Source organism: Photobacterium kagoshimensis (genome assembly GCF_050337045.1).
GTDB lineage: Bacteria > Pseudomonadota > Gammaproteobacteria > Enterobacterales > Vibrionaceae > Photobacterium > Photobacterium kagoshimensis.
Genome location: NZ_JAKJSO010000020.1, coordinates 37,814 through 54,945, shown reverse-complemented (window position 1 = coordinate 54,945; position 17,132 = coordinate 37,814). Strand labels below are relative to the sequence as shown.

Genomic DNA, 17,132 nt, shown 5'->3' with positions numbered 1-17,132 from the left:
ACCTTTTAAAAACGCTCAGTATTTTGCTGAGCGTTATTTTTGCCTCAATGTCAGCGACAGATTTGGCTGGCAGTTGGAGTTGTTATTATGACCATCGCAAATATTGAAAATACAACGAAGATATCGTCACTACGATCGAAGAAAACGATCGACTGGCGTGAACTCTTCTTCAAAAACCTTTTTATGCTTAGTGCTGCACTAGGTATTTTATCTCTGATTACAATTGCTTATTTCATTTTCCGTGAAGGTATTGATGCGTTTAAATATGCTGGTGTTTCTGGCATCGTTCTAGGCACCGACTGGCTACCGCCTGCACTTTACGGTATTGCGCCTATGATTGTTGCCTCGCTGGTCTCTACAGCAGGTGCGGTGATTTTAGGTGTGCCAATCGGTGTGCTTACGGCCATTTTCATCGCAGAGGTTGCTCCTAAGCGCTTAGCCAACATCATTCGACCAATGATTGAATTATTGGCCGGTATTCCATCGGTAGTGTATGGCTTCTTCGGCCTCGTGATTATCGTCCCGCTGATTCAAAATGTGTTTTCAGTGCCTGCAGGTAACACAGTGCTAGCCGGTATTATTGTCCTTGCTGTGATGATCTTGCCTACTGTTATTACCGTTTCAGAAACATCGATTCGCGCTGTACCTCGTACATACAAAGAAGGTTCTTTGGCGTTAGGTGCTTCGCAGATGTTCACCATCTTCAAGCTATTAGTTCCAGCCGCACGCTCTGGCATCATGACTGGCGTTATTTTAGGCATCGCACGTGCACTGGGTGAAACCATGGCAATCATTATGGTAATGGGTAACTCACCAGCAATGCCTGAAGGCTTACTGGATTCAGCACGAACGCTGACAGCAAACATTGCCATTGAAATGTCCTACGCGACAGGCGTTCACGCAAGTGCGCTGTACGCAACGGGTATTGTTCTTTTAGTCTTCATCATGACGTTAAACGCTGCGCTTCTTTACCTAAACCGTGAGCGCGCGAGGTAACTATTATGGCTTTACAAGCAACGAACACAGCACATCAGCTGCTGAAAGATAAAATTTCGTTAGGTGTTATTTGGGCATCAGCGGCAGTAACCGTTGGTTTCCTACTTTGGGTTGTATGGTACATCCTAAGTAACGGCCTATCGTATGTAGATTGGTCCTTCGTGACATCTAACTACACCACCATAGGTCAAGAGTCTGGCATTTGGCCTATGATCGTCTCGACCCTATACATGGTTGCCGCTTCTATTTCTGTTGCTGCACCTCTGGGTATCATGACGGCCATTTACTTAACTGAATACGCCAAAGTCGGCAGTAAGTTAGTTAAGGTTATTCGTTTTTGTACTGAATCACTGGCAGGTATTCCGTCGATTATCTACGGCCTGTTTGGTATGACGTTCTTCGTTGTTGTACTGGGCTTTGGCTACTCGATTCTGTCTGGTGCATTAACACTGAGCATTCTAATTCTGCCTGTAATTATCCGTACAACGGAAGAAGCATTAATGGCAGTACCTCAGACTTACCGTGAAGGTTCTTACGGTCTGGGCGCTTCAAAAATCTACACTATCTGGAGACTTATTTTACCGAGCGCTATGCCTGGTATCGTAACCTCTATCATCCTCAGCGTTGGTCGTGTAATTGGTGAATCAGCACCGGTATTCATGACAGCAGGCATGGTTGCCCGCGTACCAGAGAGCGTTTTCGACTCTGGCCGTACGTTAACCGTTCACCTGTATAAGTTGACTCAAGAGCTCTACACCATTCACGAATGGCAACAAGCCTACGCAACGGCAACCATTCTGATTGTCATTGTTCTGATGATTAACTTATTAACCAAACTGATTGCTAGCCGTTTCAATACCGCGACTTACTAATTTTGAGGAAGAAAACCATGAACAAATTTGATATCCAAGACCTAGACCTATACTACGGTTCGAACCAAGCACTTAAAAAGATTAACCTGCCAATTCCAAACCGTCAGGTAACAGCATTAATTGGTCCATCTGGCTGTGGTAAATCCACCCTACTTCGTTGTTTGAACCGCATGAACGACCTGATTGAAGGCGTGAAAATCGACGGTAACCTAACCATGGATGGCGAGAACGTTTACGGCAACATCGACGTTTCTCAACTGCGCATTAAAGTGGGTATGGTATTCCAAAAACCGAATCCATTCCCAATGAGCATCTACGAAAACGTGGCTTATGGCCTACGTGCTCAAGGTATTAAAGACAAGAAAGAATTAGACAAAGTGGTTGAACAATCACTGCGTGGCGCAGCATTGTGGGATGAAGTAAAAGATCGTCTTAAATCACACGCCTTTGGTCTTTCAGGTGGTCAGCAACAACGTCTGTGTATTGCTCGTACCATTGCCATGCAGCCTGAAGTTATCCTTATGGATGAACCAACATCGGCACTGGATCCTATCGCAACCAAAAAGATTGAAGATTTGATGGAGTCACTCAAAAAAGAGTTCACCATCGTTATCGTGACCCACTCCATGCAGCAAGCACGTCGTATTTCAGACCGCACAGCCTTCTTCCTAATGGGCGAACTGGTTGAACACGATGACACACAAGCTCTATTCAACACCCCAGGCGATGACCGTACCCGCGGTTACGTCAATGGTGATTTCGGCTAATCATCCACTGATTTGAAGGCCATGGACGCTCAAACTGGCCTTCTTTATTCCTCAGTTGCCGTATTGAAACGAATAATAAAAGCGATGGTACTATTGCCCCCTTCTAGTAAGGGGGCTTTTTTTGTTCATTTAAAAACGGCCTTCCGAAGAAAGCCGTTCTAGCGATTAACTCATACACGTAACGCATCAATGATGACGCACACCGGTATATCGATTAGCAGCCACCTGAATCCCATTCAAACTGCGATGTGAACGCATTCCATTTTTGTTTGGCTTGGAAATGCACTTTACGACCATCGGAGTAAGTACGGTAACAGTTACCATTGGTACATTTGGTATTACATGTGACAAAACCCGATTTCGCCCGTGGTTTTACTGGGTATGGGTCGTAGCTTGCTTGAGCCGTTTTCTTTGGCTTCACAGGCACATTTTTCACTAGCTGATCAGATTTGACATAACCCAAGGTGTAGTTGTTGATATCAAGCACTTCAGTCCAAGTATCGTTACTAGCCAGGGTATAGACATATGTCCCTTTTGACAGCTTCTTCACCACATTGCTGTTAGTGTTAGTTGCAGACAAAATATTCACGGTTGGCGCATTGGTTTTAAGTTTGTTCAACTTAGCCAGGGCATCGTTAATATTGTTCTTCGCGTACTGATTACCTTGCTGCGCAGATTTAGCGAACCAATATGCAGCCCACGCGTAATTTTTCTTAACACCTCGGCCTTTTTGGTAAAGCAGCCCTAGATTATTTTGTGCAGAGGCATGATCACTCTTTGCCGCTTTGCTATACCAGTTAAACGCAGCGTCATAATCTTTGGTTGTTCCCTCGCCATTATCATACATAACACCTAAGTTATATTGTGATGTAGTATGCCCTTGTTCTGCTGCTTTTTTGTACCAAGTGAATGCCGTGCGGTTGTTCTTAGTATTGCCATCTCCAAATGCATAGCTATTGGCGTATTTAAATTGTGCATCTACATGACCTTGTTTAGCCGCCTTGCCATACCACTTAGCTGCAGATGAAAAGCTCTTATTAACCCCCTCACCATTGTAGTAACGGTTACCCAGTGCATATTGAGCATTGTCATTTCCTTGCTCAGCAGCTTTAGCTAACCATTTAACAGCCTGCTGATAATTTTGTTCTACTCCTTCGCCATTGCTGTACAAAATCCCGAGATTAGCTTGCGCATTGGCATAATCTTGTACCGCGGCTTTGTTATACCAGTATGCCGCGTTTTTTTTATCTACCGTACCTGCATAACCAAAGTAATAGGATTGCCCTACGTTATATTGTGCTGCGGCTAAATTTTGCTTAGCTGCCTTGGTATGCCATTCAAGTGCTTTTGTGGCGTCTTTCTTTACACCTTTCCCATTAAGATAGAGATTACCCAGCTGGTTTTGCGCGCTTGCTAACCCATGCTCGGCGGCTTTCATATAAAGCCCCGCCGCTTTCAGGTAATCTCGCTTTACACCACGGCCTTTCTCATAAAGATCACCCAGATTAAATTGGGCAGAAGCTAACCCTTGATCGGCTGCTTTTTGATACCACTTTGTAGCCTCTGTAGCATTCTTGGTAACCCCGTTTCCCTCTTCATACATAATACCGAGATTATTTTGAGCAGACGCATAACCTTGCTTGGCTGATTTTAAATACCAACTCGCCGCTTCTGCCTTATCTTTATCGATACCCTCGCTACCGTTTGAGTAATACACGCCTAAATTATACTCGGCAACGCGATCACCCTTTTCAGCCAATAAGAAAGTATCAATAGTCGGTTTATAGCGTTTTACAAACTCAATAGCATCAGGGTAACCCTGCGCTGCTGCTTGTTGGACGTACTGATGGCCTAGTGCAAACTGCTTATTATTAAAGATAATCAGGCCATATTGATATTGTGCTTTCGCCATGCCTGTATCGGCTGCTTTTTTCAACCATTCTATATCAGAGTCAGAAACTCGATTATAACGACGACTTGCCAAATCATAGATGCCATACATGGCATCGACATTGCCTTCCTGCGCCAGCTCTACCCAAATTTCTTGTGCTTTTGCTGGCTCTCCCTCTTGAAGCGCAGTTAAGCCATCTTCATACGTCGATGCACAACCTGAAACTAAACTCAGCGAGCATAAGGCTGCGAGTAAAAGTCGTTTAGACATTATTTCCATATACCTATACCAATTAACGTTTTCCTATTACGGGGTAATAAGATGATATTTTTATAATTAAGCGGATAAGTATAAATGACAGCAATAGCAAAATTATCCTTCATCACGATAATTCGTGTGCTAACGCACTATTTTTAAAGATATTTTGATCATAATCACTCTTTATGTTTGTAAGTTTTGCTCACTTAACGATCAAAACCTACACCATAGAGCTTGAATCAATATCACAGATTACAGCGTGATCTGCTTAAATTAATAGAATCTAATCAGTCATCGTGGATACTCGATGGAGCAAAACATTCACACAAAACACCCAATTTGTCGTATAAAGCATTAGTTATGCTAGCAGTATGATTATTAAAGATTGGCTATTAAAGATTGGTTATTAAATTTAAGCTTAGGAGTACCGCTTCATGCGTTTGCTTTGCATTCTATTAGTCACGTTTTCGTCATGGGTTTGGGCTAATGTGGAAGAGGCGTCATCAAATCCCCCCCAACAACCTGCTGCCATCGCGCAGATAAAAAGCCTCAATGTTGAACTGAAAGAGCTGCTTAATGAATCTAAAAGCTCTAAAGGGGCTGCGCAAAATGTTGTCAGCCTTCAACTTATAAATAAAAATGAAGAACTACGTGAAGTCATCGCCAATCTTGTCGCGCGTTCAAAGCAAAACGATGATGCGGTTAAGCCCTATCATGCGTTTGTCCTCGACCAAGTAAACACTCAAGTTAAGTTTATTCAAGAAGCTATTACCTTTTTAACGAAGAAAGTAACATCTGATGAACAAGCATTAGATTCTCTTGGTGATGAACAAAAGCTACTGACCCAGAAAAAAGTCCAAGAGATCCGCAGTTACATCCAACGGCTGTTGAGTCAGCAATGGGTAAATTATCATTGGCTTGCAGATCTGGGTGTCGATACCAGCAAGCAAAAGAGTACGCTCGTCAAAAACATTGAGCATAAGTTAGAGTTCCTTTCAGCCTCTCTTACCTTTAATAGTCAGCAAGAACAAACACTGAATAAGCAATTAAAAGCAGCAACCGACAGTGAAAAAGGCTCGTTGCAACTGTTACATATATTGTCAGAACGCCAGCTCACCAGTGATTTAGCTAACATGCAGGCATTCATCAAACTAGCCGATCAAATGTCGGTTGATACTGCCGACTATAAAAAACAGATTTTTGAGCAAACGGGTAACGTGACCAATGATTTGCTTAATGTTGCAGTGCTGCTATCTATTGTGCGTAACAACCTTGAAGATCTGAGCCATTGGGTTGTTGATAATGCCCCACAAATGTTGTTCAAACTATTCGTGTTTATCATCATTATTGCGGTGTTTCGGGTGCTAAAAAACATCACCAGTAAAATGGTGAAAAAAGCAGTATCGTCGCCTAACCTCCGCATGTCTCAATTAATGCAAGAGTTCTTTGTTTCCATGTCAGGCAAGGGGGTATTTTGTATCGGTCTGCTGATTGCACTATCGCAAATAGGACTCGATTTAACCCCAATATTAACCGGTTTCGGGGTCGCAGGTGTGATCATAGGTTTTGCATTACAAGATACCCTCTCTAACTTTGCATCTGGCATGATGCTACTTATCTACCGTCCTTTTGATGTTGGCGATTTCGTTGAAGCAGGCGGCGTATCGGGCAAGGTTAGCCACATGAGCTTAGTAAGTACCACTATCAAAACCTTTGATAACCAAATCTTGATTGTGCCGAACAGTAAAATTTGGGGCGATACCATTAAGAACGTGACGCATGAACGGGTTCGTAGGGTCGATATGGTGTTTGGTATTGGTTATAGCGACGATTTAGAGCTCGCTGAAAAAGTGTTTAATGACATTATTGATGACCACCCTATGGTGCTTCGCCAACCTGAAAAAACCATCAAATTACACACACTAAATACCTCATCAGTGGATTACATTGTACGCCCTTGGGTAAAAACAGAAGATTACTGGGATGTTTACTGGGATGTCACCCGTGAAGTAAAGCGTCGATTTGATGAAGTTGGGCTTTCAATTCCCTTCCCTCAACAAGATGTTCATTTACACATGGCTGACGCAGAAGCGGCTAATATCGCGAAAAAAAGACAAGGTTAAAAGCACGTCTACAAGAACGATGAACAGTGTAAAATTGACGCAGTGCTAACAAACCATTTCAACCACCATGCGATAGTAGCCTCATAATTTTGGCATCATAAACAAACAGTTCAAGAAAAGAGTGCTGATTGTAACGTTAAAAATTATTAGTGATTAATTGCTATCTCATCAAGCAACTATTCAATATTTAACGCTATAATGATGCCCATTCTCATTGTGAGATAACTTTATTATCTAATGGCTAGCCATTACTTATTGGGGAAACCTATTATGAAAAAGCGTTTTTTAGCAGCCCTTGCTCTTCCTGTATTGCTAGCGGCATGTGCAAACAACAACACAGCTCAAGTTGCATCAGAACAAGCACTAACCAATAGCAATTGGGTACTTACGCAAGTTGATAGCAAAGCGCTTGAACTACCTGAACCGATGAAAGCGCCTAACCTAGAACTAGGTGCGGATCTAAACGCAAACGGCCTTGCTGGCTGTAACCGTTTCTTTGGCCAAGCAGAATATAAAGAAGGCAAAGTGCGTTTAGATAAAATGGGTATGACGATGATGGCTTGCCCAGCGCCAGCAATGGCACTAGAAAATACGTTTGCACAAACGCTAAGTGATTGGAGCGAAGCAACTATCAGCGGTAACCAACTTACCCTGAAAGGTGCTGAGCACACGCTAACATTTGAACGTGACGCTAAGTAATACCACTCAGACTAAAATAAAAAGCGAAGCCTCATGTGCTTCGCTTTTTTACTTTTTAGACCAATCTCAGCTATCGCCGCCAAGAGAGGAAGTCCTTAACATAAAGTTACTAACTCAGGCGCAACATCAGGTAAGACTTTAATGCATCGTACTGTATTTCGACCCGCTGACTTTGCTTGATACAAAGCAGAGTCTGCGAGATTAAACAAAGATTCAGGTGTTTGATTTTCTAGTTTACTCACAGACACAACCCCAACAGAAACAGTCACAACTTTCGCATGCTTCGCTGAAGTATGTTCAATCGCAATACGCTCTATTGCCGTTTTACATTGTTTTGCGACAACAATGCCACTTGTGGTGTTGGGTAATAAGACAGCAAACTCTTCACCACCGATCCGCGCGATTCGATCTGCTGGGCGCTTTAATACACGCTCTAATTCAGTTGCCACTAGCCGCAAACAACGATCACCAGCTTGATGCCCATAGGTATCATTAAACTGCTTAAAGCAATCAATGTCTAAAATAAGCAAAGCTAAAGGCTTAGACTCTCGCTTAGACCGTAAAAATTCTTTTCCAAAATATTCATCAAAATAGCGCCGATTTGCGATACCGGTTAATGCATCCGTTTTCGTTAAACGCTCCAGTTTTTCATTCGCATTATTTAACTGGGCATTTTTTTCATCCAACGCATTTTGCATTGCTTCATTTTTTTTTGCTGCAATAAATGCCATCCAGGTTGATAATCCAAAACAAACATTGCCAACAATAAATATCCACCAAGGCGTGTGTGTTCTTCGCGATGAAAAGTAATGTCGACTTGGTATAGCCTCAAGTACCCACCGTCGCCCCGCATAGTTCATCACTGATCGCGTGTAGCGATACTGTATTAGTAATTCACCCGGCGAACGATGACTCAAATCTCGCGAATATAACGCCGACTTATTGGCGGGAGTGCTGGCATCCCACAGGGTAATTGCAATTTCTTTCTCTTCACCGCCACGGTATATCGCAGAAAATATCGACTTAATATCAAAAACCCCGGCAATAAATCCACGCAGTGATTCTTCTCTATTATTCAGAATTGGGGTATCAAACACAGGTATTAATGCTAACACACCTATCCGATTATCTTTTGATTGCACAAGGGCGACCCCTTCGGACAGTTGAACATCTCCAGAGTCAATTGCCCGAGACATAACTTCACGGCGTTGAGCGTTTGAGTTGAGATCGTATCCCATTGCAGCTCGGTTCAACTCTAGCGGCTCTAGATAGAAAACAGGGTAGTAATAATCTCGCTCAGTTGCTAACCCCATCTCACCAGAGCTTAACCGCTCGGTAAATTGATACCCTTTGTAATGTGTTTTCCCTTCCGCTTCAAAATGTTCTCTTGCTGAATGCGGAACGCGAGGAATCCATTCTAGCGCTTGCACTTTATTATGACGGCTTAAAATATATGCCGCCTCTTGCGCAAATGAAGTTAAGGAAATAGTTTCGTTATGATCGAAGTGTGCTTTTAGCGCATAGATGGATTCAAGATTAAATTTAAGCCCCTTATAATACGAAAGCGCTTTATCATTTATTTCATCTTGAAATTCACGTTCAATGTTTTTTGTTTCTACTTGATAGAATAAACCAAAGAACACGCTGGATATAATAACCCCCATGATAGCTGAAATTAAGGTTATTCTGTAAAGTCGCTTTCCCATTAGAGCCCTTGCTATCCAGTTATCCTTTCATTGTTAGAACAAAAGTAACCTATTACCAGCCCCGAGTTTCTGTTTTTTGCTCTGACCTGCACTTTTATGCTTATTCTTCTATAAAAAATAAAAAGACGCACAGTTCGTGCGCCGTTTTACCCTAGCCTAATCGCCTCTAATACTCTTTATTAAACTAACTATACCGCTTTGGCTTGCCATTGCTCTCGTAAGGTTTTTGCCGCTGTGACGAGATTTTTTAATGCTGCCTCTGTTTCTTGCCAGTTTCGTGTTTTCAAACCACAGTCTGGATTAATCCATAATCGCTCAGCAGGAATCAATCCTTCTGCTTTTTCAACTAAATGAATAATCTGCTCTACTGATGGAATGTTTGGCGAGTGAATATCGTACACACCAGGCCCGATTTCATTAGGGTAAGCAAATTCTTCAAACGCTTTGAGCAGTTCCATATCTGAGCGCGATGTTTCAATGGTTATCACATCAGCATCCAGCGCTGCGACAGACTGAATAATGTGATTGAATTCGCTGTAACACATGTGGGTATGAATTTGTGTTTCAGGCTCAGCACTAGCGGCTGAAATTTTAAAAGCGTTTACTGCCCAATCAAGGTAGCTCTGCCACTGGCTCGCTTTCAGTGGTAAACCTTCACGAATCGCTGGCTCATCAATTTGAATAATATTAATTCCAGCTTGTTGAAGGTCGGACACCTCATCACGCAACGCTAAGGCAATCTGATTGGCAATTTGCTCACGGGTGAGATCTTCACGTGGGAAAGTCCAACCTAAGATTGTCACTGGGCCTGTCAGCATGCCTTTTACTGGCTTGTCGGTTAGCGATTGTGCATAAGTCGCCCAGTCAACTGTCATTGGTTGTGCACGGTAAATATCTGACACAATCACCGCTGGTTTCACACAACGAGAACCGTAACTTTGTACCCAACCAAAGCGGGTTACCGCAAAGCCTTCGAGCAATTCTGCAAAGTATTCCACCATGTCGTTACGTTCAGCTTCACCATGAACGAAGACATCAAGTTCCAACGCTTCTTGACGCGCTATTGCATCAGCAATATGCCCTTTCAATGCGGTATTATAATCCGCCTCTGTCAGTCGCCCTGCTTTAAAGTCACGGCGCTGCGTACGGATTTCATTGGTCTGTGGGAACGAACCAATCGTCGTAGTTGGCAACAAGGGTAACCCCAGCGCGTTACGTTGCTGGCGAGCACGTTCGCTATACGGGGCTTTACGCTCAGCCAACGCAGCGGTAATTGCATTTGTGCGTTGACGAACATCTGTATTGTTTACACGCTCGCTGGTTACACGGGCTTTAATCGGGGCGCTGTATTTATCGCATTCGGCTTGTGCAATGGCATCACCATCAAGTGCATGTGCAAGCAAGGTGACTTCACGGCATTTTTGTTTCGCGAATGACAGCCACTGACGAACCTCTGGTTCAATCTCGGTTTCTAAATCCAAATCAATTGGGCTATGCAGTAATGAACAAGAACTTGCCACCCATAAGCGCTCACCTAACGCTGCTTTAACAGGTGCTAAGCGCTCAAGTTGTGCTGATAAATCGGCGCGCCATACATTACGACCATTGACGACACCGGCTGATAGCACCCAAGAGGATGGAAGTTTAGCGACCACTTCGTCCAGTTGCTCTGGCGAGGCTGATAAATCAAGATGCAGGCCATCAATATTCAGCTCAACAATTTTATCCAGATGGTGCGTAATATTGTCAAAGTAGGTTGTTAACAGTAATTTGGTATCACCTTTTAAGACTTGGTAAGCCAATTTAAATGAATCGGCCCATGCTTTAGGTAATTCAAGTGCCAACACAGGTTCATCAATTTGTACCCACTCGACGCCAAGCCCTGATAGCTTATTAAGGATTTGTTGGTACGCTGTGAGCAAACGCGGCAATAAAGATAAACGATCAAAACCTTCTTCTTTTTCTTTACCTAGCCATAAGTAAGAGACAGGGCCTAGCAGAACAGGCTTTACATCGTGACCCGCTTTTTTCGCTTCTGTTACTTCTTCAAAAAGCTGCTGCCAGCTGACGTTGAATTCATCATTTTTAGTAAACTCCGGCACAATATAGTGGTAATTGGTATTAAACCACTTAGTCATGTCTGATGCGGCACACGCACAACCCGTTGGCGCTTTACCACGCCCCACACGGAACAGGGTATCTAAATCGGGGAAGCCATTATTGTGGCGCTGTGGGATGTGACCTAACAGCATACTGGTGCCTAACACATGGTCATACCAAGCAAAGTCACCCACGGTTACATAATCTAAACCTGCACCCACTTGGTCACTCCAATGGCGATGGCGTAGTAAGCTACCAACTTCTTTTAATTCATTTTGATCAATCTCACCACGCCAATACTTTTCAAGTGCAAATTTCAATTCACGCTGAGAGCCAATACGAGGGTAACCAAGAATGTGCGTTACTGTTTTTGCTGCATCTTTTGCTGCTGGCGTTACTGTTGAGTTCGTTGTCATTATTCTAATTCCTTCAGAAGTCTGGATGTCTAAACAATGCCGCACCCGCTCCCTTTGAACAATCTCGAATAACTCACATTCAATTTGAATAAAATTCATAATCAATAATAATCATATTGCAATTCCTTCATATTACTCACGGCTATATCTAGCCATCTAGATGTTTACACTGCCATTGAATACAGTTACATTGAATTTGATTAATTTATTCAAACGGATATTGAAGAAAGCTAATGATCGAGATAAAGCATCTCCGCACCCTATCGGTATTACGCGATACAGGCTCGTTAACCGCCACCGCAAATACCCTTTGCTTAACGCAGTCAGCCCTGTCACATCAGTTGAAAGACTTAGAGCAGCGCTTAGGTGGGCAACTTTTCTTGCGTAAAACGCGCCCTGTACGCTTCACCCCTGAAGGGGATATCCTACTGAAACTGGCTGATGAAATATTTCCTCGAATCACCAAAGCCGAGCACGCTCTTGCCAATTTAAAAGAAGATGCCCATGGTCGATTACACATGGCAATTGACTGTCATTCTTGCTTTCAATGGCTCATGCCCGCTTTAAAGGAATACCAAATCCATTGGCCTTCGGTTTCGCTCGATTTCTCTTCGGGTTTTGGTTTTGAGCCTATACCTGCGCTCACCGCTGGAGAATTAGATTTAGTGATCACATCAGATATTCAACCTCGTAATGAAGTGCACTACGAGCCACTATTCGACTTTGAAATGCGCTTGGTCGTTTCGCCACAATCGCCATTAGCCGATAAAGATTTTATCGAACCAGAAGACATTCTTGAGCAAACCATGCTGAGCTACCCCGTTCAAAAGAGCCGTCTAGATATAGTGAAGCACTTCCTACAACCCGCTAATATCGAACCGAAAAAATGGAAACAAGCAGATAATACTTTGATGTTGGTGCAGATGGTGTCAGCCGATCTCGGGGTAGCCGCTTTACCTAATTGGGCAATTCATGACTTTGCTCGGCAGGGATTAATCGTCAGTAAACCGTTAGGCAAGGGATTGTGGCGGCGCTTGTATGCGGCTATTCGCGCATCAGAAAACCAACGCCATTATTTGCAGGCTTTTTTTGCGACAGCCCGTCAGCAGTGCCAGACGCACTTAGAAGGGATTAAACCGGCGTAATCGGTTACTAATACAATCCCCCTCAATCCTTTTTAAAGTCAACCAAAGCGAAGTTTGCACGATACCTCTGCTTGGCTCTAATGAGGGGCATTGATAAGTAATTGATCCTAATACACTACGAATTTAATTATGCATTACTCTATGTCGTAAGTATTTATCTTAGTAATGGCGCGTTTAATTCGATTCAATAGTGTTTTCATACTCATATGTTGATTCCACTCAACGATCGCTGATTTCATTAACAGCTCGGTATGCAAGTCTCTTTCTATCCACAAATCACAGCTATTGTGTATGTTAGCCTCTATTCTTTCAGCCACAATCGCGGCGCCCTCTCCATTTGTCTCAGGCAATATCAAGGCAAATTCATCCACGCTAATTCGTGCGATAAAATCTCGTGGCCGATAAGCACCGTGCTCTAAGGCTTTCGATACTATCCGCAGTAACTCATCGCTTGCCTCATGGCCACAGGTAAAAGTATATAAACGGATAGGTTGTATATTAATAACTAACACTGAAAGCGGAAGTTTACTGCGTCGAGCTGACATAACTTCCCGGTCTAATTCAATATTGAAATGCCTATTATTATGAAGCTGCGTAACTGGGTCGATCAAACTCACTGCTTTTAATTGATGTTTTAAATTACGGCTATCGTAATTTAGTAAAACAAGATCACGAAAACAGTGGTTAAGATATTCACTGACACACAAAGCTAATAACAGTTTTGATGCATAAGCAAAAAACAAGGTTGGTGTTAAGTTAGGACTCGCAATTAAAAATGCGCACACAATAGGAGTAGCAGCGAGTAACAATGCAGGCCGGTAACCAAAAAAAGCAACCACGGAAACCAAGATATAGATTTCACCATACAAAAAGACGGTTTGTAAGTGTGATGGATGATTAAGAACGATGGATAAAACCGCCCAAAAAAGGCTAAACAAGCCAGCTAGCAAAATAGATAATGGCTTCCATTTCGCGTCGTTATATGTTCGTCCAGCAAGCCACCAAAATATAAAACTCGATAAGAATGTAACGACTACCAATATGAAAAAATGAAGCTTCGTTGAATATGGGCTGTAATCTGATGTCATCAAATCGACTGCCATCAAAAAGATCAAAAGCGAAGATGCACCAACTAATAAACGAATCCCTTTCTCAAGTTGTTGTTGCTGCTGTTCATCAAAATAGACCTTCCCCTTCCCAGTAAAAGCAATATCTTGCATCATATGAAGCTCAATTATGAATAATAACAGTTACCAGCGACCAGCATGATAAATAGCTTAATCGCCCTAAAGGGGATCCCTTTATCTTTTTAATAAACTGAGACATTGATTGCGATGTTGAACGATCAACTATGGGTTATTACAGCTTTTAAAATACAACAAGGTGAATTGGTTGCATAAAATAAACGCCTCTGATCGCGGATAGAGGCGTTCAACAACTATTTAAACTGATTGTTAATCGGGTCGTATTGAAAGCCCAAGTCTCCCATTTTTTCCATTAGCTCATCATTATCGAGTTCATAACGGCTAAGTAACTCATCGACTGATTTACATTCTAAGCGTAATTTTTCATTCACAATGCCAAGCACTATGTGCCCATCAAGCTTGAGCAGATTGTTGATCTCCATACTTCTTCCACCCCGTCATATCACTATCAAACTCACTATTAAGCATAGTTAGTTATCAATAAGTATCGATAATTAATCCGTAAGCTACCGCACAAAAGGAAGAAGAAATATAAGTCGCAAAAAAAAGCCAACCTTAGTTAGGCTGGCTCCTTTATGGTGATATTGACCGTTAGAACAAACTCAGCTGCAGTCCGCTAGAAACCACCAACAAACCCAATGCGCCTAGCAACTGCCAACGGTTCGCTTTTTTATTCAGCATCAGGTGACCTGTCCACACCAGCAGAGCTACAACCATAGCAACGAGAGCAGCAATAACAATCGAAGTAATTGGTGCTAACGCAGCCTCATCGAACTGAGACAAATACCACACTAAAAATGGTAACGACACTATTGCACCAGCAAAACCACCAAATGGCAGTAAGCGATGGAAAGCTTGCAGACGAGTGCGCGCTTGGGTCAGTAAGGTATGCGCCAACAATGCACCTATTGTTGCACCTAATGTCAGGCTTAATCCCGCCATAGGTAAATTCACACGGAACAACACAGACAACAAGGCTAACCCCGCCAAACCGTTAGCAAAGGAAAGCATATTTAACGGACCTGCATCACGGGTTTTCCCTGTTTTCACTTTAATCGTAAAATAGGCCAGCGCCAGTAAAGGTAAAATGGCTAAAGGGAGTTGAATGATCACAAGTACCCAACCCAGTAGCAAAACAGGCAGTGTTTTATGAACGCGCCCACGTTGACCAGGACAGATCTCACCTTTGGTCAAAACAAGAGTAAAAATAAGCTGAGCAGTTAGCAAAGCTGGGATAAGAAAAATAATATAAGGCATCGGCTGCATCGGCATCAGTATTAACAAAGTGCAGGATTATAGCTGCTTCTCAGATAACAAACTAGCGACGCAAAGTGCGACTAAATCACTCTTTCGCTATTTAATGAGTCATCAATAAGCCATTTTTTGGATCAATATCACGGCCAATCTATTCAATCTAGTGAATAATCTCTGACTTATAATTTATACCAATTTGTTAAATCTCATTCATCGCTAGAAAAGGATATCTCTCGCCGAATGGTTATGCATGAAAACATCAATCAAATATTGCGAACAATAAAGCACTACCTGCCTGATTTGTGGAGCACAGCTACACACAGCACCAGTTTTAGAAATACCCGCAGTGGTTATTTACGCAGTCGCATCACCTTACTTGGGGTTGTGTGGGGCATATTGATCGTTTTATGGATACCATTTGACTTATTTTTGTTGCCAGAAAGCCAAGGAACACCCATTGCGATTGCAAGGCTTATGCTGGGCGGGGGCTTATTTTTAGTTGCGTGGCACTCACAGCACCATATGAGGCTTAATCAAGCTCAGTGGAGCATGGTAACCCTAGTGCTAATGATAAATGCTTTCTATATCTACAGCATTTCAGTGCTTGATTTCCCACATGTTTACAGCGGTGCAGAATACGGTTATACCCTATTACCGATCCTTCATGTCGCCGTGCTGACCATTTTACCTATCACTCTCAAAGAGAGTTTAGGGTTACTCGCTATTACCACTTTATGCCAAATCGGTGTTGATATAAAAGCCCAGCGATTATTTACCGCTGAGGTCATGGCTGATTATTGGCTACAAAACGTTTTAGCCTTGATGGTTATTTGGTCGCAGCAATCCAAACTGTATATGTTAATGCGGCTTTATCGCCAAGCTACCCTTGACCCACTAACGGGGATCTACAACCGCCGTATGTTGTTACAACTTGCGCAAAAATCCCTTGAAGCATGCGAACAAAACAAACAGCCATTTACTGTTCTTTTATTCGATATCGACAAATTTAAGCGCGTTAACGACACTTGGGGTCATGGCGCAGGTGATGATGTACTTAAAGCCTTTACTCACTTTATCCAATCCAGAATACGTAAAACGGATTTATTTGGCCGTTATGGTGGTGAAGAGTTCATTCTGTTTTTACCTAACTGCAATCAACCCACAGGGCAAGACATTGCTGAGCGCATGCTGGACTCTATCCGCACATTGGACTTAGATATTGATATCATTGACACCAAGCTTCGCATCACTTCCTCGGTCGGTATTAGTAGCTTAAGCCAAGGCGATAGCCTGTCTTCTCTCATCGAACGAGCAGACCGAGCACTATATGAATGTAAAGACGCTGGGCGTGATTGCGCTCGTTTTCATCCATTAGGGTACATATATAGCCAAAACGAGCGTCGAAAAGCGGTTGCTTAACGTATTCGGCATCCGAAAACCATGAATCACCAACCAGCAACGGTGAAACTTTAAGCAACTCTCTATGCAAATCACCATCTCACTCATCTTCCCCTCCCCTCACCCGTATAAATATCACCCTAATCGCTCAAATACTCACACCACCGATACGCTCACCATCACATAAAGCGCGAACGAATGTTCGTTCGCTCATTTATGTGTAACAGATCAAATAATACCCGCATAAAAAGTGGCATATTTACCCCCATAGAAAAGGAATTTATCCCCTACCTTTGTGATTG

General features: G+C 42.8%; 13 protein-coding genes. 7 read left to right on the top strand and 6 right to left on the bottom strand.

Features of this window, described 5'->3' with window-relative positions; all coding sequences use genetic code 11:
* The first annotated feature begins 87 nt into the window (after window positions 1–87).
* From pstC to pstB, 3 genes are read left to right on the top strand one after another with little or no spacing between them, the layout of a single operon-like run.
* On the top strand, window positions 88–996 hold the full coding sequence (pstC, locus tag L4C35_RS18340; protein WP_428464253.1) for a phosphate ABC transporter permease subunit PstC: 909 nt from the start codon (window positions 88–90) through the stop codon (window positions 994–996).
* Window positions 997–1,001: 5 nt separating this feature from the next.
* Window positions 1,002–1,868 (top strand): phosphate ABC transporter permease PstA, encoded by an 867-nt coding sequence (gene pstA, locus L4C35_RS18335; RefSeq protein WP_428464252.1) that lies wholly within the window; start codon window positions 1,002–1,004, stop codon window positions 1,866–1,868.
* Window positions 1,869–1,885: 17 nt separating this feature from the next.
* Window positions 1,886–2,635 (top strand): phosphate ABC transporter ATP-binding protein PstB, encoded by a 750-nt coding sequence (gene pstB / locus L4C35_RS18330; RefSeq protein WP_428464251.1) that lies wholly within the window; start codon window positions 1,886–1,888, stop codon window positions 2,633–2,635.
* A gap of 214 nt (window positions 2,636–2,849) precedes the next feature.
* Here the strand turns inward: pstB and L4C35_RS18325 are convergent, their stop codons facing one another.
* Window positions 2,850–4,796 (bottom strand): hypothetical protein, encoded by a 1,947-nt coding sequence (locus L4C35_RS18325; protein WP_428464250.1) that lies wholly within the window; start codon window positions 4,794–4,796, stop codon window positions 2,850–2,852.
* A gap of 422 nt (window positions 4,797–5,218) precedes the next feature.
* Here L4C35_RS18325 and L4C35_RS18320 point away from each other — a divergent pair, with 422 nt between their 5' ends.
* Both L4C35_RS18320 and L4C35_RS18315 read left to right on the top strand, forming a co-directional pair.
* On the top strand, window positions 5,219–6,907 hold the full coding sequence (locus tag L4C35_RS18320; protein ID WP_428464249.1) for a mechanosensitive ion channel domain-containing protein: 1,689 nt from the start codon (window positions 5,219–5,221) through the stop codon (window positions 6,905–6,907).
* Between the two features lie 270 nt (window positions 6,908–7,177).
* Entirely contained in the window at window positions 7,178–7,606 is a 429-nt protein-coding gene (locus L4C35_RS18315; protein ID WP_428464248.1) for an META domain-containing protein, read from the top strand.
* Window positions 7,607–7,701: 95 nt separating this feature from the next.
* Here the strand turns inward: L4C35_RS18315 and L4C35_RS18310 are convergent, their stop codons facing one another.
* A complete protein-coding gene (locus L4C35_RS18310) occupies window positions 7,702–9,312 on the bottom strand; it encodes a CHASE domain-containing protein (RefSeq protein ID WP_428464247.1) in 1,611 nt (536 codons plus the stop codon).
* 188 nt (window positions 9,313–9,500) lie between these two features.
* On the bottom strand, window positions 9,501–11,828 hold the full coding sequence (gene metE, locus L4C35_RS18305) for a 5-methyltetrahydropteroyltriglutamate--homocysteine S-methyltransferase (protein ID WP_428464246.1): 2,328 nt from the start codon (window positions 11,826–11,828) through the stop codon (window positions 9,501–9,503).
* Window positions 11,829–12,061: 233 nt separating this feature from the next.
* Between metE and metR the strand changes: the two genes are divergently transcribed.
* The gene (gene metR, locus L4C35_RS18300; protein ID WP_428464245.1) at window positions 12,062–12,973 is read left to right on the top strand and encodes an HTH-type transcriptional regulator MetR; all 912 of its coding nucleotides are present in this window, start codon (window positions 12,062–12,064) and stop codon (window positions 12,971–12,973) included.
* A 134-nt stretch (window positions 12,974–13,107) separates the two neighbouring features.
* Here metR and L4C35_RS18295 read toward each other — a convergent pair whose 3' ends face one another.
* From L4C35_RS18295 to L4C35_RS18285, 3 genes are all read right to left on the bottom strand, one after another.
* Window positions 13,108–14,196 (bottom strand): GGDEF domain-containing protein, encoded by a 1,089-nt coding sequence (locus L4C35_RS18295; protein ID WP_428464244.1) that lies wholly within the window; start codon window positions 14,194–14,196, stop codon window positions 13,108–13,110.
* Window positions 14,197–14,411: 215 nt separating this feature from the next.
* Window positions 14,412–14,600 (bottom strand): DUF4250 domain-containing protein, encoded by a 189-nt coding sequence (locus tag L4C35_RS18290; protein WP_428464243.1) that lies wholly within the window; start codon window positions 14,598–14,600, stop codon window positions 14,412–14,414.
* Window positions 14,601–14,769: 169 nt separating this feature from the next.
* Window positions 14,770–15,435, bottom strand: coding sequence for a hypothetical protein (locus tag L4C35_RS18285; protein WP_428464242.1), 666 nt, complete (start codon window positions 15,433–15,435; stop codon window positions 14,770–14,772).
* A gap of 237 nt (window positions 15,436–15,672) precedes the next feature.
* Between L4C35_RS18285 and L4C35_RS18280 the strand changes: the two genes are divergently transcribed.
* The gene (locus tag L4C35_RS18280; RefSeq protein ID WP_428464241.1) at window positions 15,673–16,851 is read left to right on the top strand and encodes a GGDEF domain-containing protein; all 1,179 of its coding nucleotides are present in this window, start codon (window positions 15,673–15,675) and stop codon (window positions 16,849–16,851) included.
* Window positions 16,852–17,132: the final 281 nt, after the last annotated feature.